This is a genomic window from Nocardia sp. NPDC056564 (assembly GCF_042793755.1).
Taxonomy (GTDB): Bacteria; Actinomycetota; Actinomycetes; order Mycobacteriales; family Mycobacteriaceae; genus Nocardia.
In genome coordinates this window covers 94765-117653 of the sequence record NZ_JBHTUR010000011.1, presented here as the reverse complement: position 1 = coordinate 117653, position 22889 = coordinate 94765, and the positions used below count along the sequence as shown (strand labels likewise).

Here is a 22889-nt window from a genome sequence, read left to right as displayed (position 1 = left end):
GTCTGAACATTGCGATACGGATCGCGCGCGCCGCGTCGACTCGTACTGTGTCTTCGTACGAGCGGGGCTCGATCCGGAGGTCCGCGGCGGGTACGGGTGGCCCGCGCGATGCCTGCTGCCCGGTCGATCGTTGTTCACGATCGCCGGAGTTCGCCGGTGCGGGTGGGCGTGTTCCCTCGCCCGGCGATGTTGCCATCCGTATGCTGCCATGCTGGCTCCGGCGTCCGCCGATCGGTCCTACACACTGACGTTTCTGATGCCGAGGTTTCCGGATCCACCCGCCCGCCGCCGTGGAGGAGCTCGTGTCACCGGTCCGCCGTCGCACCCTGCTCGGCTCGGCCCTGGCCGCGCCGCTGCTGAGCGCGACCGGATGTGGATCACCCGACGACGCGCTGACCTTCTTCTTCCAGGCCAGGCCGGAGGAAGCCCGGGTGCGGTTACGCATCATCGAGGAATTCCAGAAGCGGCACCCCGAGATCAGGATTCGCACCATCATGTCCGGGCCGGATCCGCAGCAGCAGTTGCTCACCTTCTGCGCGGGCGGGCGGTGCCCGGACGTCATCATGGCGTGGGAACTGCTCTACTCCGGGCTGGCCGAGCGCGGCGTGCTGCTCGATCTGCGTACGTTGCTCGACCGGGAGCCCGAGTACGCGGAGATGTTGCGGCGGGACAGTTATCCGGCGTTGTACGACACGTTCACCTATGGCGGTGGTCAGTACGCGCTGCCCGAGCAGTGGTCTGGTGTGTTCCTCTATTACAACCGCGAGTTGTTCGCCGCGGCCGGGCTGACCCCGCCGGCGCGTTGGCGGGACGCCTGGTCGTTCGACGAATTCCTCGACGCCGCACGCACCCTCACCCGGGACCGGCGATGGGGGTTCGCCGACGCGTGGGTGCCCTACTACTCGGCGGCCTGTTTCGGCATGAACAACGGGGCGGCCTGGTTCACGCCGCCGGTGGCGCCGACCAAGGCCAACCTCGGTGATCCCCGGTTCGCCGCGGGCTTTCAGTTCTACGCGGATCTCGCGGTGCGGCATCGAGTGGCGCCGAGGGTCGCCGACCAACTGTCGATCTCGGCGCCGGATCTGTTCCGGGGCGGGCGGGCCGCGATGGTGCTCGGTGGGCACTGGCTGTACTCCGAATTCGCCGGGCAGGACGGGCTTTCCATCGACGTCACGGTGTTGCCGGTCGGGCCGCACGGTGGGCCCGGTTCGATCACCGATGTCGGCAGCACCGGGCTGTCCATCGCGGCGGGGAGCCCGCGGATCGAACAGGCGTGGGAATTCGTCAAATTCGCCACCGGACCGGTGGGGCAGTCGATCGTCGCCGCATCCGGGTTGTTCGTGCCGGTATTGAAGTCCGCGATGGGCTCGCCCGGATTCGCTGCGGCGCACCGGGACATCCGCAACCTCGCGGTGTTCACCGAGGGGCCGGACAGCTCGCGTCCGCTGCCGGTGACCCCGGCCTGGGGGAAGGTTTCCGCCCTGCTCGAACGCGGGTCCAACCGGGTGCTTCGAGGGGCCGCGACGGCGGCCTCCCTCGACGGCCGGTTCACCGCCGACCTGGATGCTCTCCTGGAGTCGTCGTGAGGCGCACCCGGCTCGCGCGCACCCGCGAGCGGGCAGGCTGGATGTTCATCGCGCCGAATGTCGCTGCGGTGGCGGTGTTCCTGTTGTTTCCGCTGGGGTTCTCGCTGTATCTGAGCTTCCACGCCTGGGATCTGTTCCGGCCGATGCGGTTCGTCGGGCTGGCCAACTACCGGCGGCTGTTCGGGTCGGATCCGTTGTTCCTCATCGCGTTACGCAACAGTGCGGTGTTCACCGTGCTGACGCTGGTGCCGACGGTGGTGATCGGTTTGGGGATCGCGGCCGCGCTGAACCGGAAGGTGGCCGGTATCGGGTTCTTTCGGACGGTGGCCTTCCTGCCGCTGGTCGCGTCCACGGTGGCGATGGCGGTGGTGTGGCGGTTCATCTTCGGGCTGGGGTCGGTGCCCTGGCTGACCGATCCGGATCTGGCGCTGGTGTCGCTGAGCGTGGTCACCGTGTGGAAGAGCGTGCCGTTCGCGACCGTCATTCTGCTGGCCGCGATGCAGGGGGTGCCGGAGCCGCTGTACGAGGCGGCGAAGCTCGACGGAGCCGGTGCGCTGCGGCGGTTTTCGGCGATCACACTGCCGTTGATCAGGGGGGCGTTGTCGTTGGTGTTCGTGATCACCGTGATCAATTCGATGCAGGCGTTCGATCAGGTGTACGCGCTGACCGGGAGCAACGGGGGACCGGACACCGGGACCTATCTGCTGGGAATCATGCTGTTCCAGAACGCCTTCGGGTTCTACGAGGTCGGTTACGCGTCGGCGTTGGCGTGGGTGATCTTCGCGATTCTGCTGGTGCTCACGGTGATTCAGTTGCGGTTCGCCCGGCGGGAGGCCGTGGATCTGTGAACGTGGACCGGGCGATCGTGCGCCGGACCCTGCGCGGGGCCGGGATCTACGCGGTGTTGATCGGGATCGCCTGGTGCGCCCTGGCGCCGATCCTGTGGGCGCTGTCCGGGTCGTTGAAGCGAGAGGGGGAGATCGCCGATCGGACGCTGCTGCCGGCCGACCCGCAATGGTCCAACTACGGCAGGGTGTTCGAGCTGTTGCCGCTGTGGCGGATGCTGTGCAACACCGCGGTGTACGCGGCGTGCGTCACCGCGGGGCAGGTGTTCTTCTGTTCGCTCGCCGGGTATGCGTTCGCGCGCTTGCGGTTTCGCGGTCGTGAGGTGCTGTTCGTCGCCTACCTGGGCACGCTCATGGTGCCGTTGACCGTCACGGTGATCCCGCAGTTCCTGTTGATGCGGGCGTTCGGCTGGGTGGACACGCCGTGGGCGATGATCGTGCCCGGGCTGTTCGGCAGCGCCTTCGGCACGTACCTGATGCGGCAGTTCTTCTCCACACTGCCGATGGAATTGGAGGAGGCGGCCATCCTGGACGGCTGCTCCACCTGGCAGGTCTACTGGCGAGTCCTGCTGCCGCACACCAGGCCTGCTCTGCTGGTGCTCGGGGTGCTCACCTGGATCACCGTCTGGAACGACTTCCTGTGGCCGCTGGTGATGATCCAGCGTAACGAGATCGCCACCGTCACCTTGGGATTGGTGCGTCTGCAGGGGCAGTATTACACCCAGTGGCCGATTCTGCTGGCGACCTCGATCGTCATTCTGCTGCCGCTGCTCGTGGTGTACGGGATCACGCAGCGTGCGTTCATTCGCGGCATGGCCATGTCCGGTCTCGGCGGGCGCTGAGTTCTCCTGCGGCCCAGGGGCACTCGATGCCCCCGGGCCGCGGGCCCCGGAACTTACGCAGCGCTCCCGATCGTTCGGCTACTCGCCCCAGTAGGTGCCGAAACTCCAGAGGTTGCCCTCGGGATCGCGGACGGTGAAGCCGCGCGAACCGTAGTCTTCGTCGCGCAGACCGCGCAGCACCTCGGCCCCGGCGGCCGTCGCGCGCTCGAGCAGGGCGTCCGGGTCCGCGCAGACCACGTAGGTCGAGTCGTTTCCGGGGATCCGCTTGCCGAACTCGCTCTCGTCCTTGCACGCCGAGCCGAACATGATGCCGCCGCCGAGCGGCCAGCGCAGTTCGGCGTGCACGACGATCGACGGGTCGTCCTCGCGGGTGTACATCGCGGTCTCCTCGAAGCCGAAGGCTGCTACCAGGAACTTGGACATGGCCTTGGCATCGCGGAAGGTCAGCGCGGGCCAGACGGCGGTGCGGGTGGTGATGTCGGTGGGGGTTGGATTCGTCATGCGCTCAGCGTCGCCCGGCGGACCGTTCGGTGTCTTGGACGGATGGAATCTCCTCGCTCAGCCAGACCGTCGGGCTGGTCCCGGCCAGTTCGGCGAAGTCGCGATTGAGATGCGCCTGGTCGTAGTAGCCGCAGCTGGCCGCGACCTGCGCGATGGTGATGAACGAGGGGGTGCGCTCGAGCATGCGCCGCGCCCGCTCGAAGCGGGTGATTCGCGCCGCGAGCTTCGGGCCGAGCCCGAACTCGGTGCCGAACCGGCGGGCGAGGTGCTGTCTGCTCCAGCCGATCTCCTCGACCAGGGCGCCGATCGGCACGGTGCCGCCGGAGTCGACCAGCGCGCGCCACGCCCAGGTCAGTTCGGGTGCGACCACGCGATCGGGGTAGGCGATCCTGGTCAGGATCCGGTCGACCGCGGCGAAGCGTTCCGGCCAGCTCAGCGGGTCCTGCAACCGCTCCCACAGCTCGCGCCCGACCGGGCCGGCCACGTCCGCGAACTCCACCGACGTGTCCCACAGTGCCGCGGCCGGCACGCCGAACAGCGCCCGGCTGCCGAGCGGGGTCAGTGCGACCGAGACGCCCTCCTGGTGACCGGTATGCGAGATCAGCGCCGTGCTCGCCTGCAACCCGCTCACCGAGCAGCGATAGTCCTGCGGGGACTGGCGCGGATCCGTTTGCGCCACAACGTCGATCGTCGGCCCGATGCTGATGATGAAGGTCATGTGCGCCGAGGGCAGCCCGCGATGCAATCCGGCGGGATAACCCGTCATGCGGTAGCCGAGATAGTGATCGATGAACGGCGTGAGCATGGGCGCCGGCCGCGCTGTCACCACCTCGGTGATCGGCTCCATGCGGGTCACGCTACGCCGCCGCGCGGCGACCGCAAGCCCGGTGAGATGGAGCACTCGGCCGGGTAAATGGGTATGAGCACACCGAGGGGTCTGGTTACCGTGTCCGTCTTTCCCATGTTTTCTGGAGGTGTGATGCGGCGGGTCCAATACGAGCGCAGCGGTGGTCCTGAGGTGCTCGAGATCGGGTCGGCAGAGGTGCCGACGCCGGGCCCGGGTGAACTCCTGGTCCGGGTCGAGGCGATCGGGGTGACCCTGCCGATGGTGCGGAAGGTGCGCGAGCAGCACCAGCCGATCCCGCTCGGCGGTGAGGTCGCGGGCGAGGTGGTCGCGGTCGGCGACGGTGTCACCGGCTATGCGCCGGGATATCGGGTGACCGGGCTGGTGTTCGGGCACGGATACGCCGAATACGCGCTGCTCGCGGCCGCGATGGCGTCGCCGATTCCGGACGGGGCCTCGGCCGTGGACGCGGTCGCGCTGGTGCGCAGCGGGTTGGTCTCGCTCGGCGCGCTGGCCGCGGCGAATCCGCAGGAAGGTGAGTCGGTGCTGGTCACGGCGGCGGCCAGCGGTGTGGGGCATCTCGCGGTGCAGCTGGCCCGGGTCCGCGGCGCGGCGCGGGTGGTCGGTGCGGTCTCGGATCGGGCCAAGGCGGAGTTCGTGCGCGGGCTCGGCGCCGACGAGGTGATCGAGTACGGGCAGGAGTCGTGGGGTCAGCCCGTCGACTACGCGCTCGACGCGGTCGGCGGCGATCTGCTCGGGCCCGCCATCGCCGCGCTCGCTCCCGGCGGCAGGCTCGTCGCCTACAGCTCCGGCGGCGGCACCATCCAGGCCTACGATCTGCTCGTCGGCGCCAAGTCGGTGATCGGGTTCCAGATCGCGCGCATCGCGCAGCGGCAGCCGGACCTGCTCGACCAGTGGCGGCAGGAGCTGTGGCAGTACGTCGCGGCGGATCAGCTGCGGCCCGTCGTGCACGCCGAATTCGCGCTCGACGACGTCGCCGAGGCGCACGCGCTGATCGAGGACCGCGGCAATCTCGGCAAGGTCGTGCTTATCCCCTGATCACCGGTAGGGCAGGCGCGGGTCGTGGTCCCGCGCCTGCCGCGTAGACTCTCGTTCTCGTGAGTCTCACCCTCGGAATCGTCGGCCTGCCCAACGTCGGAAAGTCGACGCTTTTCAACGCGCTGACCAAGAACGACGTGCTGGCCGCGAACTACCCGTTCGCGACCATCGAGCCGAACGTCGGCGTGGTCCCGCTGCCCGATCCGCGGTTGAACAAGCTCGCGGAGATCTTCGGGTCGGCGAAAATCCTGCCCGCCGTGGTGTCCTTCGTGGACATCGCCGGCATCGTCAAGGGCGCGTCCGAGGGTGCCGGTCTCGGCAACAAGTTCCTCGCCAACATCCGCGAGGCCGACGCCATCTGCCAGGTCGTGCGCGTCTTCGCCGACGATGACGTGGTGCACGTCGACGGTCGCGTCGACCCGCTCGCCGACATCGAGGTGATCGAGACCGAGCTGATCATCGCCGACATGCAGACCCTGGAGAAGGCGATCCCGCGGCTGGAAAAAGAAGCCAGGATCAAGAAGGACCGTAAGCCCCTGCTCGACGCGGCCGTTGCCGCCAACGCGGTCCTCGACAGCGGCAAGACCCTCTACTCCGCGCGCACCGAGCTGGACGGCGAACTGCTGAAAGAGCTTTCGCTGCTCACCACCAAGCCCTTCCTCTACGTCTTCAACGCCGACGAGTCCGTCCTCACCGACGACGCGAAGATCGCCGAGTTGAAGGCCGCCGTGGCCCCCGCCGACGCCGTCTTCCTCGACGCCAAGGTCGAAGCCGAACTCCTCGAACTCGACGACGAGTCCGCCCTCGAACTCCTCGAATCCATCGGCCAAACCGAACCCGGCCTGAACGCCCTGGCCCGCACCGGTTTCCACACCCTCGGCCTCCAGACCTACCTCACCGCGGGCCCGAAAGAATCCCGCGCCTGGACAATCCACCAGGGCGACACCGCCCCCAAAGCCGCAGGCGTCATCCACACCGACTTCGAACGCGGCTTCATCAAGGCCGAAATCGTCGCCTTCGACGACCTCGTCGAACACGGCTCCATGGCCGCGGCCAAGGCCGCGGGCAAGGTCCGCATGGAAGGCAAGGACTACGTCATGGCCGACGGCGACGTAGTCGAATTCCGAAGCGGAGTAGCCTCACCATCGAAGAACAAGTGACCTGCGGGCAAACCGCCTGCATACAGACTCATTGAGCCCCGCCCCGTGTTCCGGGCGGGGTTCAGCTGCATCTTGGCTATCCGCACGGGCCGGTTCGATCAGCGCGCTATGCAGTGGCGGATGTTCCTGGGACGCCATCATTTCGCCGTCCTGGTGACGTCGCCGAGTGCGGGTTTGCCAACCATCGATTCGCTTGAATGAGTGTTTGGCCTTATCTCGTAGGTACTCGTCGGGACCGCTGAGCCCCACCTTGATCAATGGCCGAGTTGGCTCGTGACGGATTTCGCCGAGCGCCTCGATGGCGGTTCGGCGCTCGGTGGTTGTGCCACGCCGCGCCGCGTGTCGGGATCCTGTCGGCGGACGGTCGTAGTCTGTCATGTTGCTCAGATGAAGGAGATGCGCAGTGGAACTGTTTCGTGAGCTGACCCACGACGAGCCGTTTCGTCGAGCGCAACGGGACAATGCATCGGCCGCAAAGGACGCTGGAGACCTGTTCGGGTTGCGACCGAGCCCGCGGAAACTGCGTGTGCTCATCGACGTCGAAACGACGGGCTCGGGGTCTGACGGGGAAGTCGAGGCACTGTTCATCGGGCTGTTGAAGTACGACAACCTAGACGTGCTCAGAGTCGAGATGAGCGAGGCGAGCAAGCCTGATTCGGGAGAACTTGCCCGCCCGGCGCGGGAAGGTTTCGTGCAGGTGCGAGAAACGACAACCCAGAAGGGCTGGTGCGCGTACCCCGGTCGAGAATTCGCTGTGACCATCGCGGGAGAGCGGCGACACTACGACGGCACTACCACATTGAGGTGGCACGGCTCAGTCCGTCCGGACATAGCGATGGTCGACGCGCTCCAGGCGTTTGCAGACCTGGACGGCGAGGCAAGAGCGGGTATGACCCAGGAGGATGTCGAGCGGGCAGTGATGCTGTCGGAGATCGCGCGCTCGATCGAGTTCGATCTGGTGATCTCGGAAACGGTCACCACAGGTCGGGTCGATCTGCCGCCGAACGATCGCGCCAACGTCGTCAGCCGGTTGACGGCAGTGCCTATAATCGCGCACTACCTCAGGCGTCAGCACCAATACATCATCAACCCGCAGGGCCGAGTGGTGATGAGCCGTAAGGACTTCTACCAGGAAGCGGTGAGTGTCGTCGCGCCAGGTGTTCGACACTGGCTGGGGAAGGTACAGCGTGCCGCAATGCGGGACCTGGGTGCCTCCTCTGTGTATCTGGCTGAGGCCGATGCGTTGGTCGGTCGGCTCCTGCGTGCGTTAAAGGCCCGTGACGATCTGATCGCTTCGATCGGCGCCATTCAAACCGCAGACGTCGCAGACGATGGAGCCGACGCACTCGACCGGGTGCTCGTGTCGCTTTGCGGTGCCGTGGATGTCATCGCTCGGTCGTTGCACAAGGCACTTCGATTGCAGGGGTCGCAGCGAAACGCGAAGTTTCACGCCGAAGACTGGTATCGAAACAAGTTCCGGGCTGCCTACGTAAGTGTAGAGGGCATCGACGACCTCGACCGCGTGCAGGGCTACCTCGCTGGAATGTTCCGTCTGCGCAATACAATCCACAGCGTTGCACTCCAAGCTGTCGGTTCGGTCACCGCCGATCCGCGGGCGTTCGTCCGCGTTAATGTCGGCAGACTGGACATCGTCGTGCCGCAGGACGCTGTGGACGTCCTCGGGACGACGGAAGGCGGTGGATTGGAGTATTGGGGCGCACGACCGTTCGGGTCGGTTGTGCTCGCAGATCTGGGCGCACTGATGGACGCTGCGGTCCGAACGACCTTCGAGTTCGTCGACCGGTTGTGTCTGATTGTTGCTCGGGAACCGATCACCGACAAGGAAGCTGTCTTGTCCGAGAACATCATCGGAGTTAAGCCGGACAGCGCGCCATACAAGCCTAGAGATGTGCGTCTGCTAATCGGCCTTGCGAGTGAACGGGATTTAACACCCTGACGTCACGTGCTGGTGGCCTGACGATCGAATCTGAAGGAGCAGCAGGGGCAAGCCCGAACGCTGGTTTCGGATGAACTACGGTCCAAGGCAATCCGCAGTTGACGGCTCTCCGTTGGCTTCGAATGGATACGTGCGGTTGATCTTCCTCCGCATCGATCTGGCCGATTCGGTCAGCGCGGCATGCGGTATAAGCGAGTGCCCGCCTGTCAGCAGACACTGTTCGGGCTAATGTGCGTCGTCGTGAGAACGCTGGCCGACCCACGCATGGTGATAGTCGGCGACGAGAAGCCTGTCGCGGTGACGGCCGCGCAGTATTCCGAGCCGAGTGCGGCCTTCGATGACTTGGAGGCCATCGGCGGGTGGGGTAAGCAGAGCTCGTTCGATAAGGATCGGGGGCCGTAACCACGTGCCAGTCTGATCCCATGCCTGTCTGATTTCTACAGGGCGGACACGGACCCAGTGCGCATGGTCGGCGGCATTGATATCGAGCAGGTCTCCCTCGCTAAGGCCTGTGGGTGTTGTCACAAGGTCAGCGGCAGGCAGCGTCTCCAGCGACCACGAGATGTTGTCGAGTTGGACGGTGCCGTAGTCGTAGAGGAAGTGGGCGTTGCGGCCGTGTTCCCACAGCCATTGCTCGACGACGTCGCGCGGCCATCGAAGTTCCGCAACCAGCGGGTGGGCCATGAATTCGTCGAGAGTTCCGGCTTCTTCGTGTCCAGGGCGGGGTATCGAGAACAGGTCGTCCAGTTTCATCCGGAGTTCCTTCCGAGGCTTGACGGGAAGGCATTGTTCCGATCGAGGGCAGGCGCGGCGTCGCGCTTTGGGGAGGATGCCGAGCCGTTTACAGGCCAGCTCGAATACGCTCCGCGGCTGATTAAAACGACCAGGCATTCGGCTGAGCGCGCACTTGAGCCCACTGGAGCCAGCTGAGTGGAGCTGGCGGGAGTGCAGGCCGGCGGGGCTGGATGTGGTGCAGAGGTTATTCGACTCCGGAACGCGAGTCGAGTATGAACAGGGCGTTTGAAGTGCAGATATTCGGCGGCGTGGTGGTCGAATTCCGTTTCAACGTCTGAACTCCGGATCGGGCCGTCGGCCGGTTCTGGACGGTGGACCTGAATCGGGGGGCTGTTGATCAGCCGGATTGGCTGCTGGCGGCGGTGTCGCGGTGCTCGGCGTGGCGCGCTGAATCCTGATCAGCGACTCCACGCCGGGCAGCTGCGAAATGCTGTACCCGCGAGGTCAATTCAGATTTCGAGGTCTTCTTCGATCGCCTTCAACTGGTGGCGGGCGAGGGCAAGGTTTCCTTTGTCGCGGTCGAGGGCGAGGTAGAGGAACAGGCCCCTGGTGTGCCGGCCGCGACCTGGCCGCAGGATGTGGTACTGGCCGCCGAGGGTGATGAGTACGTCCTCGATCGTGTCGTTGAGTCCGAGCTGTTCGATGGTGTTGATCTTGGCGCGGATCACTTCGGTGTTGCCGGCGGCGGCGATTCCGATGTCGAGTGTTTTCGACCCGGTCAGCACGCCGAGGGGCATGCCGCTGCCGTAGTCGACGACGGCAGCGCCGATCGCCCCGTCGAGCAACATCATGTCTTTGAGTGCCACGTCCATGTTGACCATGTGAATCCTCTTGTGCGCCTGAGTTGTTGGTGCTGGGCGAAGCGGGACGCTACTCCCGGGCGCCGGTGACCACGGGCTCTTCAATAAAGAATTCCGCTAGGTAGGCAATTGCTTATATATGCAATCAAGAACCTTGTCGCAGGTCACGTGGCCCAAGCCGGATGACGACTTGCGGCTCGCGTCTATCCCGAATCGTCAAGAGCGGTGGACATATTCGCGGGCGAGGAGGACTGCGCGACTCGTCGGCTTCCGCCCGGGATCGCTTCGTGGCCGGTCGGCTCAGGCGGGTTGTTCGAGGGCCTCGGCCTGGCCCGTGACGACACCGGTGAGGATGGCTCGCGCGACCGCGAGCAACTCGGCGACCTGTGGGGAGGTGAGTTCGTAGGTCACCGACAGCCCTTCGCGGCGGGCGGTGACCAGCCCCGCCCGGCGCAGGATCGACAGCTGCTGCGACAGGTTGGCGGGCTCGACACCGATCTCGGTGAGCATCTCCGCGACCGTGTGCTCGCGGGCGCTCAGCAGCTCGAGCACGCGGATGCGGATCGGGTGACCGAGAGTTTTGAAGAAGTCGGCCTTCATCTGATACAGCGGCCGTTGCAGTCCTGGCATGTGCGTGCTGCTCCCTTCCGCCGGTCGCGGGAATCCGCACCGATGGCCGCGTCCTCGATTGCTTAGATTAGCAAGCAGGGCAATCGACCGTGCGGGGCTGAGTCGGCGGACTGTCACCCGCTTCGGGCCGTTGCCGATCGCGCCGGACCCGAGTTGCGTCGCGCCGGAACAGCTCTGGGCCAGGCGGGATACTACGCACTGTGGAGCTCGCCTTGATCGGATTCTGGTTCGGGAGTTCTGCGGCGCCAGCGGCGGAGTCCGCGGTGGGCGGCGAAGGCGCCGAGGATGGCGGTGATGCACCAGACGGTGATGGCGGTGTAGGCGAGCGGGGCCGAGAGGTCGCCGATGGAGGCGCCCAGCGCCGTGTAGACGAAGGCTCGGGGAGCGGAGCCGATCAGGGCGCCGGTGGCCATTTGCCAGAGGGGGATGCCCAGGGCGCCGAAGGTGTAGGCGGACAGGGCGTCCGGTGCGCCGGGGACGAAGCGTTGGGCGACTACGGCCCAGAGGCCGTGGCGGTCGAGTTGGGTGGTGAGGCGGGTGGCGCGGGCGGGACCGAGTAGGCCGCGGGCGCTGTGATGACCGGCTCGGCGGCCGAGGTAGCTGGATAGCGTTGCGGTGCCGACGGTTGCGCCGAGCGTGACGAACGTGCCGAGCAGGGGACCGAAGAGCAGACCGCTGCCCGCGGCCAGGATCGGGCCGGGGACGAGGATGGCGCCGAGCAGTGCCGCGACGATCACGTAGACCAGCGGGGCGGCGGGGCCGGTTGCGTCGACCAGATCGCGCACGCCGTTGATGTCGATGACCCGGACGACGGCTACGAGATAGAACATCGTGAGCAGGAAGACGACGCACGCCGCGAGCCGTGCGCCGTGTCGCCACCGGCCGCGCTGCGGGGAATTCTCGTCAGTCATGGTGCGCTCAACCCTGCCGCACGTCGACCGTGGTCGCGAATCGAGGGCAGTCGCCGAACCAGGTCAGGCCCGATTCGGCGCCGAAAGCGCGTCAGTCCATCTTTTCGACCCATTGGGCGCGGGAGGGTCCGGGGGCGAAGGGTTCGCCGAAGTATTGGGTTTCGCGGACAACTTCCGTGCCCTCGAATTCCATGATGCTCACGACGTAGAACGGTTCCTTGTCATATTCGAGGACGAGTTCGCTGATCCACAGGTCGCCGCCGCCGAGTATGCGGCGCACGGTGAAGCGTTTCGCGTTCGGCTGGGCTTCGCGGGCGGCCTGAATACTGTTTCGGCCGCGGATTCGCTCGCCCGATTGCGGATACTCGAGTATTGCGTCGGCTCGATAGATTTCGTGTTCCGTCGCGAAGTCGTTGGCGTCGGAGGCCGACCAATGGCGGTGCAGGGCGGCGCGCATGTCGTCGTCGCGCATGGCGAACCTTCCTTCGGCGGATGGGTGTACGCAGCGTACTCGGGCGGTCGAAGGAGACCCGAACGTATGCTCCGGATTTCGGCGGGTCGGCGTCGAGAAAGGTTCAAACTGAGGGGGTCTCACCATCTCGTTCGCTCTGGAGATCGCCGTGCTCAGCTTGCCTGATCCCACCAAACCCACGTCAGGACCCGGCCCGATCACGGAATTTACCCGTGCCGCCGCCATTCTCGCCGATCAGGTGACACCACCCACCAAATCGACCGGTCCGTTGCATAAAGTGCTCACCGTCCTGGTGAAGACCGCGATCGATGACCCCGACGAGACGTACACGGCGCAGGACATCGTGGTCGCCTATCAGAAGCTGTGCGCGCTCGCACGGGCGCGGGTGCAGGAGTGGTCGGAGGACGCCGCGCGCTGCAAGCGGTATCTGGACAATGAGCTGAATCGGAAATTGGCGGGGGAACTTCTGCGCATTCAGCGCGATCAGGAGAAGCGATTGAATTCGCTGCGCCAGGCCGAGAGCGTGGTGATCACCCGGGGCACGGACCCGAGCCAGGCGATCAACATCATGACCTACGAGACATTCGGGGGTGAGGTTCCGGGACCGGCCCGAACGGACGCGCCCACCGATCCGGACGCGGGACGGCAGACCGGAGAGGGCGTCAAGACCACCACGGAAGGGCGGCTGGAGGAGTGGTCGCTCGGGGCGCTGCGCGGGTTCGCCGCCAGTGGATTCCTGCTGATCGCCGAGGCGACGCCGAGCATGGTGTCGCTGCCGCCGGATACCGCGCTGACCTCCGGTGAACGCGGTGTATGCGGTTTTGCGGACCAGCGGGTCCGCCGGGTCGCGATCCTCGAGCAGGGGCGCGTGGCCACCGGTATCGATCCGTTTGTGCGTGCGCTCGAAATCATGATGAAAGGCACCGCCAACGCGGAAAGCGCGTTGCAGTACGCCATCAAGCAGCGGCCGACCTGAGCCGCTCGGCCCGAATATCGCATTTTGTCCCGAGATCCGCTGTCCCCGTAGCATTCTCGGCCCCATAAACGAGGGCCACCTTTTCTGCGGTCTTGACTCGAAAAGGCGGAGCGGTTGCCCGGTGCCGAAAAGTGCTTTGCCCGAAATCCGCAGTCTCCGTGTACTTTTACCTTCGGATCGGGGTGCTGCTTCGGCAGCTGGCGGAGATAGAGGGAAATCATGAGGGTTGATCATCGGCTGCGTGTGCTGGTGGGGGTGCTGCTTGCGGCTCTGGTCTTGGTATTGGCAGCGTGCGGGTCGAAAGAGTCGGACTCCCGTGCGCCGGCGTCGAGCACGGTCGCCGGGACTTCGGTAGCCGCGACCAGGCCACCGGCGAGTTCGACTCCGGCGCAGGCTGATCCGAGCACGCCACGGGTCCCCGCCGCCACCCGTCCGGGCGCCGGCGACCCCGGACAGCCCGCCGCCCAACCGCCGCAGACAGAGGCGCCCGCGCCCGGCGGAACCGACAGATGCGGCGAAATCTTTTGCGGTGACGTGAACGCCACCCGCCCCGGCGGCACCGACAATTGCGGGATCATCGTCTGCGGCGAGACCCCGCCGCCGCCTCCCGGTGGCACCGACAACTGCGGCGTGATCGTCTGCGGTGAAACGCCCAAGCCGGTGAAATGCACCGACCAGATCGACTACACCGGTGATCCGCGGACGCCCGCCGAGATCAACACGCTCGGCGAGTGGAACAAGCGGTGCCCCGATCCCATTCGGCCGACCACCACCGTCTCGCCCACGCCGCAACCATCCGCGACGACATCCGTGGCGACCACCCCCGCGCCGACGGCAACCACAACCGCGAAGTAACGCCTTTCGGATCGAGTGCGGTCGACCCGGCCGTCCCGTTCGGAGCGGCGGCCGGGACGGCCGACTTGACCTTAACCTTCGTTGATGTTCGATGCTTGCGCCCATCAGGTTGTACGCATCGAAAGGAATTGGCATGACGGAGAATCCGGTCAAGGTCGCGGTCATTCTCGGCAGCACCCGCGCGGGACGGTTCGGCCCCACGGTGGCCAACTGGTTCATCGATCACGCGCAGCGGCGCGACGACATCGCGGTCGACCTCATCGATCTCGCGACCGAGCAGCTGCCCGCCTACATGTCGAGTGAACCCGACCCCGAGGGGGCGCGAGCCCTGCAATCCGTCGGCGCGCGGCTGACCGCCGCCGACGGATTCGTCGTGATAACGCCCGAGTACAACCACAGCTACCCCGCGCCGCTCAAGAGCGCGATCGACTGGCACTTCACCCAGTGGCAGGCCAAGCCGATCGGCTTCGTCTCCTACGGCGGCGTTTCCGGCGGTCTGCGCGCGGTCGAGCACCTCCGCCACGTCTTCGCCGAACTGCACGCCGTCACCGTCCGCGACACCGTGAGCTTCCACGGCGCCGGCCAACTCTTCGACGCGGCAGGCCAACTCGCGGACCCCGCCGCCCCCGCGGCCGCCGCCGACCAGCTACTCGACCAGCTCGTCTGGTGGGGGTCCGCCCTCCGCACGGCCCGCGCCGCACGGCCCTACGCGGCCTGATCCCGACGCAGGCCCGGCCCACTCGATCGTCGCCGCCACGCAGATGTGCTCTGCCGCACCGTGGTTCGTGTGCGGAGACTAGTGCTCCGTGAGCGTTTCCGGTAGCGGATCCGTGCAGTTGTCGGGGGCAGGGGTGTTGCCGAGACGGTCGGCGAACCACTGAATCACCCGGGGGGAGACGGCTTTTTCGTTGTCGTTGTCGTGGCCGACACCGGGGTTCCACTGGGTGGTCACGGGGGTGCCGGCGGCGCAGTAGCGGTTGACCAGCGCGGCGGTGAATCTCGGCGGGACCAGTTGATCGTCGAGGCCTTGGGCGAGGTAGACCGGGATGCCGGCGGGCAGGTCGGGGGCCCGGTTTTCCTCGAACGCCCGGCGCCAGGCGGGGTCGGCGAGCGGGTCGCCGTTGAAGTAGTCGCCCATGCCGGGGACCGTGGTGATGCGGGCGAAGAGGGCGGCGAAAGGGGTTGCGGCGCAACCGGCTCCGGCCATCTCCCGATTGCGCAGGGCGGCCTGCGGCGTGAGCAGCGCGTTGGGGTCGAGCTGGGGGTAGGCCTTGGCGTACTGAGTGGTGAGGAAGGGGGTGACCGCCCAGCCGTTGAGTAGCTGGGGCGGATTGGCGCGCAGGATGCCGGCGATGTCGGAGGCGGGGGCGGTGGCGGCGTCGGCGACGAGGTGCAATTCCGGTGCGTAGGTGGGGGATTGGGCGGCGGCGGCCAGGGAGATGAGACCGCCCTGGGAGACGCCGTAGATCAGCATGTCGGTGCCGGCGTTGGTGCCCGGCAGGTTGCGGGCGGCGCGCGCGGCGTTCACGGTGTCGCGGCCCTGGTCGGCGGCGACCAGGTAGTGCTCGCCGTCGCCGGTGCCCGCCGCGCCCGCGTAGTCGCTGGCGGCGACCACCCAGCCGCGGCCGAGCGCGTCGTTGAGCCAGGGCATGGTCGAGGCGACCCCGGATTGCCGGCTGGGGGCGCATTCTGGACCGAGGCTGACGGTGCCGTGGGCGAAGTTGAGGATCGGCCGGTCGGTGCCCTCGGTGAGTGGCGTCCAGACCATGCCGGAGGACACCGCCGGGGTGCCGTTGCGGTCCTGAGACCAGTACAGGATGCGCCGGCCGTGGCCGTTCACGCCGGGGAGGGACATCGGCGCCGAGCGGATCACGGTGCCCGGCGGCTGGGGTGAAAGGCCCTGGGGCACTTCGTAGAAGGCGGCGAGCCGGGTTTGCTCGGCGGCCTGCCTGGCGGTCTGGGCGACGATTGTTCCGTACCAGCCGACGGTCACGGCGAGCACGATCAGCTGTACGCATGCCGCGGCAGGCCGCCACCAGCGCAGGGAACTGGCGCGCGGCAGCGGCGCGGTCAGGCGCAGGCCGCGGACCACCATCGCCGCGCCGGTGATCAACAGCGTGAGGATGGTCCACGCGGTGAAGTCCAGCCCGGTGCGCAACGGCAGCGTCGCGAGAATCGCGCCGGCGAGCACCTGCCAGCCCGCCAGCGCCGCGGACGCGACCAGGACGTCATCGCGCCGCGTCCCGGCCAGCAACCCGCAGACTCCGAGCGCGACGAAGAATGTCCCGACCCACACCAGTGCCGTGGACACCGACATGGCCAAGGCGGCGACACCGAGGACGCCGAACCCGGCGGCCAGCACCGCCTCGGCGCCGAGCAGCCGCTGCGCACGCGTGCGCCGGGCGCTGTCGTCTTCCGGCAGCTGCTCGGGCACGGAACCGGACAAGCCCGCCCGCCGCGCCAACCACCACCGCGCCGCGGCGGACACGCCGAACGCCAGCATCGCGACCGCCACGACCACGCGCCCCTCGATCAGCGAAACGCCGAAGGGCGAGTACAGCAGCAAGCCCGCCGAGATCACGACCAGTCCGGGCAGCCACCACGCGATACCACGTACGTCCCAGCTCACCCCGAGGCCTCCGTCCGTCGGTTACGCGGCAAACAGCTCGATGCCGCAACTCTACGGACGCCCGCCGAATGAGCTATGTGATCTTCGTCGGCCCTGGCTCAGCGGCGACGCCACCTCCGCCGCGCCCAGTTCCGTGCCGCCGGACTCACCGCGAGAACCGGGATGAACAGGATGAATCCGACCAACGCGACCGGAATCATCAGGTAGATGAACAACTCACCGAGTATCTGAACGATGGTGGGAATCGCGAACGGCACCGCCAGCACCGCCAGCGCGATCGCCAGCGGATAGGCCCCGCCCGAAGCCGCGGCCATCGCGGCGAACGCGAACCCGGCCGCGAGGACCAGCCCCAGTAGGGCAACCAGATAGTTGTCCCACCATGCGTGTGGTTTCGTGTGAATCGAAGCGCCTCCCAAGACGTCGGGTCCGACCCAGCCGCAGAGCCTAGCGCCCCTCCGGCCGCGCTACCGGTGAACTCCCGGATCACGTTGCGCTGGTTGATACCTCGTTCCCTCACACCCCCGAGTTATCCACAATCGCCGAGTGCGGGTTTCGGTTATCGCGGAACGGTCGAAACTCGTTGTGCTCCACGTCGACGAGGACTTCGAACTCATCGCCGAGATCACCGGCCACCCGATCGAAGGGCTGCGCGTCGGCTAGGGCAGGGGTTCCAGGGCGGCACCGGCGAAGAGCGGGAAGTCGGGGGTGTCGGGGAAATCGGGGGCGGTTTCCTCGCCGATATAGAGGTCCAGGTGGTGCGGGCCGCTGGGGCCGGGGATGAATTCCTCGCCGACGGACCACTCGGCGGCTTGGAATTTGGTGCAGGCGGGGGCCGTTTCGGGGTCGATGATGCCGCAGTCGGTGAGGCGCAGGCGGGTGCCGGGGTCGAGGCCGTCGGCGGCCGCGCTGTGGAACGGTTGCAGGATTTCGCCCGCGGCGTCGCGCGGGTGCGAGTCGAGCCAGAAACCGGTGTCGTAGGACCAGTTGAGGTAGGCGCCCGCGTTGGCGCCGCTGGTGATCCGGCCGGTGCCCTCGTCGCGCACCGCATCGACGAAATCGCTTGGCAGCTCGCCCAGTTGGGCGTCGGGTTCGACGCACTCGATGGTGGTGCAGCCGTGCACCGTTTCGCGCGGACCGTCATGGTAGGACTCGACGGCGGTGTAGTACGCCGTCACGGTCCAGTCGGACCACTCATCCTCGCCGGCTTGGCATCCGGCCGCGAGGACGGACACGGCCAGCAACCCCACACCCAGCCTCACGCTTCGATGGTACGGCGGTTGCCGCCGCGGCGCCGTCCGGACCGAGTCAGGCTGCGGTGGAGCGGAACTCGGCGGCATGATCGGTGGCCCACTGGCGGAAGGTGCGCGGTGGGGTACCGGTCAGCCGCTCGACGGTGTCGTGCACGACGGAGGTGAAGGACTCCAGCGCGGTCGCCCTGAGCGCCATGATCGCGTCCGCCAGGTCGGCGGGCACGCCGTGGTCGAGAAGTGCCTGCCGCGCCTGTTCCGGTGCGGCCTCGACGAATTCGAGCGGCCGGCCGAGGACCTCGCCGAGGACTGCGGTCTGCTCGCCGGGCGACAGGGCCTGTGGTCCGCTCAGCGTATAGACCCGACCGTCGTGCCCGTCGGCGGTGAGTGCGACGGCCGCGACCGCGGCGATGTCACGCGGGTCGATGACGGCTATGCGCCCCTGACCGTATGGCGCGTGCACGGCGCCGCGGGCGCGGATCGTCCCTGCCCAGTGCAGCGCGTTGGACATGAAGCCGAGCGGGCGCACGATGGTCCACGGCACGCCGCTTGTGCGCACCGACTGTTCGCCCGCGCGGTGCCAGGTGGGAATGGGATCGGTGGCGGTGTCGTCGCCGGCGCGTCCGGACGACAGCTTGACCAATCGCGCGACACCCGCCTGCGCGGCCGCGCCGGCGACGACGGCGTCGTGCTCGGGAATCCGGGGTCCGGTGGACAACAGGAAGACCCGATCCACACCGCGCATGGCCGCGGCCATGCGCGTGGAATCGCCGAGATCTGCGGGGATCACGTCGACGCCGTCCGGCAACGGCGCGGACGCGGGATTCCGGCTGGTCGCGCGGACTTGCTCGCCTGCGGCGAGCAGTTGGCCGATCAGGGCACGGCCGACGGTTCCGGTTGCGCCGGTTACGAGAATCATTGTGTCGCTTCTTCTTTCGAGAGGGCGGACGTTCGGTTCGAGCGCCCGTTGACTGGACCAGCGTGCGACGGAACCTGCGGGAGATCCATCTGTTGCCCATGAATGGTGGAAAAGTTCCACGCTGAGTGGTGATATGAAAGGAATGACCACACTCGATGAGGTGGATCGCGGCCTGGTCCACGCCCTGCATATAGACGGCAGGGCGCCGTTCAGTCAGATCGGCGCGGTCCTGGGCGTCTCTACCCAAACCGTCGCCCGCCGCTACCGCCGGCTGCGGACCGAGGCGGGCCTGCGCGTCGTCGGACTGCCGGACGTGGCCGGAATCGGCAAGGCGCAGTGGCTGGTTCGGCTCACCACCACGACCGCCGCCGCCCAGAACCTCGCCGATTCGCTGGCGCGCCGAGCCGACACCTCGTGGGTCAAACTGATGTCCGGCGGCACCGAAATCCTGCTCGTCGTCGACGTGCCGCTCGGTGCACAGACCTCGCGATCGCTACTGCTGCACGACATTCCGCGCACGGCAGGGATCACCGGAGTCTCCGCGCATCTGGTACTGCACACCTATCTCGGCGGTCCGGGGGTATGGCACGGTCACGTCAACGCACTCAATAGTGCTCAGCAGCAACAGCTTCAGGTTGCCACCGGCACGTCGGACCAGCGGCGAACGCTTTCCCCCGCCGAGACGGCGTTGCTGAGTGCGCTCGGCCGCGACGGTCGTGCCGGCCTCGCCGAACTCGCGGCGGCGACCGGCTGGTCACCGGCAACGGTCACCCGGCGGCTGACCGACCTCCGGAAAACCGGCGCGCTCTTTTTCGATGTCGAATTCGACGACGCGCTATTCGGCGCAACCATCCAGGCCCTGCTGTGGATGTCGATCGCCCCCGCCCACCTCGACGCGGTCGCGACCACGCTGGCGAGCCACGAGGAACTGGCCTTCGTCGTCGCCACCACCGGCTCGGCCAATCTCGTCGCCCAGGCCATGTGCCCGGACCCCGCCGCCCTGCACCGCTACCTGACCGCCCGCCTCGGCGCCCTCGACGCGATCCGCACCCTGGCGACCGCCCCGGTCCTGGCCACGGTCAAAGCCGGCGGCCGGACGATCTCCGCGCTGAAGTCGGCTCGGGCGTCCGCTAGAGCCGCACCTCCGGCGGCCGCGGCCACGGGTTCTCCTCGATCTGCTCGACGGACTGATTGAACCGCGCGATCAACCTGCTCAGCTGATCGACATCGGTACCGTCCCAGTCCGCGACCACCGCCCCGATGCCTTCCCGGCTCTGCATGCGATCGGCGGCCAGCACGTCCAGCCCCTTGATGCTGGCCTGGATCTTGCGCGCGATCCCACCGTCCGGGTCCGGGACGCGGTCGACCAGCCCCTGTTTGAGCATGGCGCCGACCTGGCGGTTGATCGTGGAGATATCGAGCTGGAACGCCTCGGACAGCTCGCGCAGGCTCAGCGGCTCGTCGTACTCGAGCCGGGTCAGGATGAGGAAGGCCGACCGGTCGAGCTGGAAGCCGGGACGGCGGAGCAGCGACGCGGGGAAGTGCCTGGCGAGCAGGGTGAGCTCGAAGACCAGGCGGGTGAGCGCTGCGTTGTCGGCGGGGCGGAATTCGGACATGGGCCTCACTATGTCGGGTGCGTCACGTTATATCCAATTGTGCACGATACACAAGGTGTGTAGCGTGCACATTTGTGACTGTTGCTGCCGACGCGTCCTCGACCGTCTCCGAAACCGACGACCGAAGGCGTCCATCGCCGGCCGTGCTGATCGCGACCCTCGGCATGGTCGGTGTCGTCGTCTCGCTGATGCAGACCCTGGTCATCCCGATCATCCCGACGTTGCCCGACCTGCTGAGCACCTCGGCCTCCAACGCCTCCTGGGTGGTCACCGCCACGCTGCTGGCCGGCGCGGTGTTCACCCCGATCAGCGGCCGGCTCGGCGACATGTTCGGCAAGCGCCGGGTGCTGTTCGTCAACCTGCTCTCGCTCGTCGCCGGTTCGGTGGTCTGCGCGGCCTTCTCCTCGCTGATCCCGGAGATCATCGGCCGATCGCTGCAAGGTGCCGCGGTCGGCGCGATTCCGCTGGGCATCAGCATCATGCGCGACGAACTGCCCGCCGAGAAGGTGGGTTCGGCGATGGCGATCATGAGCGCGACGCTCGGCGTCGGCGGCGCCCTCGGCCTGCCGCTTGCCGCGGCGATCGCGCAGAACGCGGACTGGCACATGCTCTTCTGGACCGCGGCCGGCCTCGGCCTGATCTGTGCCGCACTGGTTTTCGTGTTCGTGCCGGAGTCGCCGGTGCGCACGCCCGCGCGGTTCGATTTCGGTGGCGCGCTCGGCCTTTCGGTCGCACTGCTGGCGCTGCTGATTCCGATCACCAAGGGCGCGGACTGGGGCTGGGGCAGCCCGACCACGCTGATCCTGTTCGCGGTGTCGCTGGTGGTGTTCCTCGGCTGGGGCGCCTACGAGCTGCGTCAGCGTTCGCCGCTGGTGGACCTGCGGGTCTCGGCGCGGCCGCGGGTGCTGTTCACCAACATCGCGTCCGTCGCGGTCGGCTTCGCGCTCTACGGCATGTCGCTGACCTTCCCGCAGCTGCTGATGGCGCCGGAGCAGACCGGCTACGGCTTCGGCCTGAGCATGGTCAACGCCGGATTGGCGCTGGCGCCAACCGGATTCGTGATGATCCTGCTCTCGCCGGTGTCGGCGAAGCTGTCCGCCGCGCGCGGGCCGAAGATCACCCTTGCGCTCGGTTCCGCGGTGATCGCGGCCGGCTACCTGTGCGCGGTCGTGCTGATGAACAGCGTCTGGGAAATCATGGTGGCGTCGATGATCGTCGCGGCCGGCGTCGGCCTGGCCTACGCCGCGATGCCCGCGCTGATCATGGGCGCGGTGCCGATCACCGAGACGGCCGCGGCCAACGGCCTGAACTCGCTGATGCGCTCGGTCGGCACGTCGACCTCGTCGGCCGTGATGAGCGTCGTGCTGGCGCACATGACCATGCAGCTCGGCGTGCATGTGTTCCCCTCGCGCGACGGGTTCCACACCACGTTCCTGATCGCCACGGCGGCCGCCATTGTCGCGATCGTGCTGACCGCGCTGATCCCGATGCGCAAGGCGCCGGACGCGGCGGCGACGGTCGGGCACGCCTGATCCGAGAAGCGTTGGAGCCGACCCGGATTCGTCCGGGTCGGCTCTTTTTGTGGGTCAATTGCCCCATCGGCCGAGGGCGGCGGCGTGCTCGAGTATCGTCGGCTGTCCCGTTTGGCGCTCGCGCAGCAGCGCGAAGGCGGGAGAAAACGGTGGGGCCTTGTCCGGTCGGGCGGTCGCCTGCGCGACGATGACGTCCACCACCGAAGTCGCCATGGAGTGCCGCGGATACTGCGCGTGAATCGCCGCGCCGAGCTCGTCGCTGATGAACTCCGTGCCCTTGCCGAAGTCGAGCGAGATCCCGTTGGTGGTGAGCATGCAGAGCGGGCCACGGCGATCGGCGATGTGCTGCGCGGTGTGCAGGGCGATGGCCTCCCAGACCGAGTCGACGGCGGCGGCGCCGAGGCCCTGTCCGGTCAGGAACTCCGCGGCCTTGTCCGCCCCGTCGACCTCGAATCGGTGGTTGCCGTTGCCCGCCTCGCTGAGGCCGATGTCGTGCAGGACGGTCGCGGCGAACAGCAGGTCGGGATCGTAGTCCGCATCGGGTGCGGCCTGGATGTGGTCGGCGAAGAGCCGGGCGAACAGGAAGCTGCGGATGCTGTGGTTGGCGATAGCCGGTGATTCCGCCTGGAGCGTCAGGGCCAGGACTGCCCGGGTGAGTGGCGTCTGTGGCAGCGCGAGCGCCGCCGTGGTTTCGCTGGTCATGCCCGACCTCT

At 67.4% G+C, this 22889-nt stretch carries 24 protein-coding genes; 11 read left to right on the top strand and 13 right to left on the bottom strand.

Annotated elements, in window-relative coordinates:
• Window positions 1–302 precede the first annotated feature (302 nt).
• From ACFQ9K_RS25995 to ACFQ9K_RS25985, 3 genes are read left to right on the top strand one after another with little or no spacing between them, the layout of a single operon-like run.
• Window positions 303–1586, top strand: a complete 1284-nt coding sequence (locus ACFQ9K_RS25995; RefSeq protein WP_378722453.1) for an ABC transporter substrate-binding protein — start codon at window positions 303–305, stop codon at window positions 1584–1586.
• A gap of 41 nt (window positions 1587–1627) precedes the next feature.
• The gene (locus ACFQ9K_RS25990; protein ID WP_378722459.1) at window positions 1628–2434 is read left to right on the top strand and encodes a carbohydrate ABC transporter permease; all 807 of its coding nucleotides are present in this window, start codon (window positions 1628–1630) and stop codon (window positions 2432–2434) included.
• 2 nt (window positions 2435–2436) lie between these two features.
• Complete coding sequence (locus tag ACFQ9K_RS25985) at window positions 2437–3273, top strand: carbohydrate ABC transporter permease (RefSeq protein WP_378722460.1); 837 nt, start codon at window positions 2437–2439, stop codon at window positions 3271–3273.
• 78 nt (window positions 3274–3351) lie between these two features.
• On the opposite strand, the gene ACFQ9K_RS25980 is transcribed toward ACFQ9K_RS25985, so the two are convergent.
• Together ACFQ9K_RS25980 and ACFQ9K_RS25975 are read right to left on the bottom strand one after the other, a co-directional pair.
• On the bottom strand, window positions 3352–3774 hold the full coding sequence (locus ACFQ9K_RS25980) for a VOC family protein (RefSeq protein ID WP_378722454.1): 423 nt from the start codon (window positions 3772–3774) through the stop codon (window positions 3352–3354).
• A 4-nt stretch (window positions 3775–3778) separates the two neighbouring features.
• Window positions 3779–4621, bottom strand: coding sequence for a helix-turn-helix domain-containing protein (locus ACFQ9K_RS25975; RefSeq protein WP_378722455.1), 843 nt, complete (start codon window positions 4619–4621; stop codon window positions 3779–3781).
• A gap of 132 nt (window positions 4622–4753) precedes the next feature.
• On the opposite strand from ACFQ9K_RS25975, the gene ACFQ9K_RS25970 reads away from it, so the two are divergent.
• The 3 genes from ACFQ9K_RS25970 (at window position 4754) to ACFQ9K_RS25960 (ending at window position 8794) form a co-directional block, all read left to right on the top strand.
• Window positions 4754–5677, top strand: a complete 924-nt coding sequence (locus ACFQ9K_RS25970) for a zinc-binding alcohol dehydrogenase family protein (protein ID WP_378722456.1) — start codon at window positions 4754–4756, stop codon at window positions 5675–5677.
• Between the two features lie 59 nt (window positions 5678–5736).
• On the top strand, window positions 5737–6837 hold the full coding sequence (gene ychF, locus ACFQ9K_RS25965) for a redox-regulated ATPase YchF (RefSeq protein ID WP_378724006.1): 1101 nt from the start codon (window positions 5737–5739) through the stop codon (window positions 6835–6837).
• A 403-nt stretch (window positions 6838–7240) separates the two neighbouring features.
• Window positions 7241–8794 (top strand): hypothetical protein, encoded by a 1554-nt coding sequence (locus ACFQ9K_RS25960; RefSeq protein WP_378724008.1) that lies wholly within the window; start codon window positions 7241–7243, stop codon window positions 8792–8794.
• Window positions 8795–9019: 225 nt separating this feature from the next.
• On the opposite strand, the gene ACFQ9K_RS25955 is transcribed toward ACFQ9K_RS25960, so the two are convergent.
• From ACFQ9K_RS25955 to ACFQ9K_RS25935, 5 genes are all read right to left on the bottom strand, one after another.
• Window positions 9020–9547 (bottom strand): hypothetical protein, encoded by a 528-nt coding sequence (locus tag ACFQ9K_RS25955; RefSeq protein WP_378724010.1) that lies wholly within the window; start codon window positions 9545–9547, stop codon window positions 9020–9022.
• Window positions 9548–10038: 491 nt separating this feature from the next.
• Complete coding sequence (locus ACFQ9K_RS25950) at window positions 10039–10410, bottom strand: hypothetical protein (protein WP_378724012.1); 372 nt, start codon at window positions 10408–10410, stop codon at window positions 10039–10041.
• A 279-nt stretch (window positions 10411–10689) separates the two neighbouring features.
• A complete protein-coding gene (locus tag ACFQ9K_RS25945) occupies window positions 10690–11019 on the bottom strand; it encodes an ArsR/SmtB family transcription factor (protein ID WP_378724014.1) in 330 nt (109 codons plus the stop codon).
• Window positions 11020–11210: 191 nt separating this feature from the next.
• On the bottom strand, window positions 11211–11930 hold the full coding sequence (locus tag ACFQ9K_RS25940) for a TVP38/TMEM64 family protein (RefSeq protein WP_378724016.1): 720 nt from the start codon (window positions 11928–11930) through the stop codon (window positions 11211–11213).
• Window positions 11931–12021: 91 nt separating this feature from the next.
• Window positions 12022–12402: a nuclear transport factor 2 family protein gene (locus tag ACFQ9K_RS25935; protein WP_378724019.1), complete on the bottom strand. Its 381-nt coding sequence runs from the start codon at window positions 12400–12402 to the stop codon at window positions 12022–12024.
• A gap of 148 nt (window positions 12403–12550) precedes the next feature.
• Between ACFQ9K_RS25935 and ACFQ9K_RS25930 the strand changes: the two genes are divergently transcribed.
• From ACFQ9K_RS25930 to ACFQ9K_RS25920, 3 genes are all read left to right on the top strand, one after another.
• Window positions 12551–13378 carry a hypothetical protein gene (locus ACFQ9K_RS25930; RefSeq protein ID WP_378724022.1) on the top strand — a complete coding sequence of 276 codons (828 nt, stop codon included), beginning with the start codon at window positions 12551–12553 and terminating at the stop codon, window positions 13376–13378.
• Between the two features lie 219 nt (window positions 13379–13597).
• Entirely contained in the window at window positions 13598–14233 is a 636-nt protein-coding gene (locus ACFQ9K_RS25925; protein ID WP_378724025.1) for a hypothetical protein, read from the top strand.
• A 127-nt stretch (window positions 14234–14360) separates the two neighbouring features.
• A complete protein-coding gene (locus ACFQ9K_RS25920; RefSeq protein ID WP_378724046.1) occupies window positions 14361–14951 on the top strand; it encodes an NADPH-dependent FMN reductase in 591 nt (196 codons plus the stop codon).
• A 78-nt stretch (window positions 14952–15029) separates the two neighbouring features.
• On the opposite strand, the gene ACFQ9K_RS25915 is transcribed toward ACFQ9K_RS25920, so the two are convergent.
• The 4 genes from ACFQ9K_RS25915 to ACFQ9K_RS25900 form a co-directional block, all read right to left on the bottom strand.
• Window positions 15030–16862 (bottom strand): lipase family protein, encoded by a 1833-nt coding sequence (locus ACFQ9K_RS25915; RefSeq protein ID WP_378724028.1) that lies wholly within the window; start codon window positions 16860–16862, stop codon window positions 15030–15032.
• A 98-nt stretch (window positions 16863–16960) separates the two neighbouring features.
• Window positions 16961–17278: a hypothetical protein gene (locus ACFQ9K_RS25910; RefSeq protein ID WP_378724030.1), complete on the bottom strand. Its 318-nt coding sequence runs from the start codon at window positions 17276–17278 to the stop codon at window positions 16961–16963.
• Between the two features lie 240 nt (window positions 17279–17518).
• Window positions 17519–18121 carry a hypothetical protein gene (locus tag ACFQ9K_RS25905; protein WP_378724032.1) on the bottom strand — a complete coding sequence of 201 codons (603 nt, stop codon included), beginning with the start codon at window positions 18119–18121 and terminating at the stop codon, window positions 17519–17521.
• A 46-nt stretch (window positions 18122–18167) separates the two neighbouring features.
• Entirely contained in the window at window positions 18168–19028 is an 861-nt protein-coding gene (locus ACFQ9K_RS25900) for an NAD(P)H-binding protein (RefSeq protein ID WP_378724035.1), read from the bottom strand.
• 142 nt (window positions 19029–19170) lie between these two features.
• Here ACFQ9K_RS25900 and ACFQ9K_RS25895 point away from each other — a divergent pair, with 142 nt between their 5' ends.
• The gene (locus ACFQ9K_RS25895) at window positions 19171–20223 is read left to right on the top strand and encodes an Lrp/AsnC family transcriptional regulator (protein ID WP_378724038.1); all 1053 of its coding nucleotides are present in this window, start codon (window positions 19171–19173) and stop codon (window positions 20221–20223) included.
• Here the strand turns inward: ACFQ9K_RS25895 and ACFQ9K_RS25890 are convergent.
• Window positions 20159–20644 carry a MarR family winged helix-turn-helix transcriptional regulator gene (locus tag ACFQ9K_RS25890; RefSeq protein ID WP_378724040.1) on the bottom strand — a complete coding sequence of 162 codons (486 nt, stop codon included), beginning with the start codon at window positions 20642–20644 and terminating at the stop codon, window positions 20159–20161. The genes ACFQ9K_RS25895 and ACFQ9K_RS25890 overlap by 65 nt on opposite strands.
• 74 nt (window positions 20645–20718) lie before the next feature.
• On the opposite strand from ACFQ9K_RS25890, the gene ACFQ9K_RS25885 reads away from it, so the two are divergent.
• Entirely contained in the window at window positions 20719–22176 is a 1458-nt protein-coding gene (locus ACFQ9K_RS25885) for an MFS transporter (protein ID WP_378724043.1), read from the top strand.
• Window positions 22177–22230: 54 nt separating this feature from the next.
• Here ACFQ9K_RS25885 and ACFQ9K_RS25880 read toward each other — a convergent pair whose 3' ends face one another.
• The gene (locus ACFQ9K_RS25880) at window positions 22231–22878 is read right to left on the bottom strand and encodes an HD domain-containing protein (RefSeq protein ID WP_378720783.1); all 648 of its coding nucleotides are present in this window, start codon (window positions 22876–22878) and stop codon (window positions 22231–22233) included.
• Window positions 22879–22889: the final 11 nt, after the last annotated feature.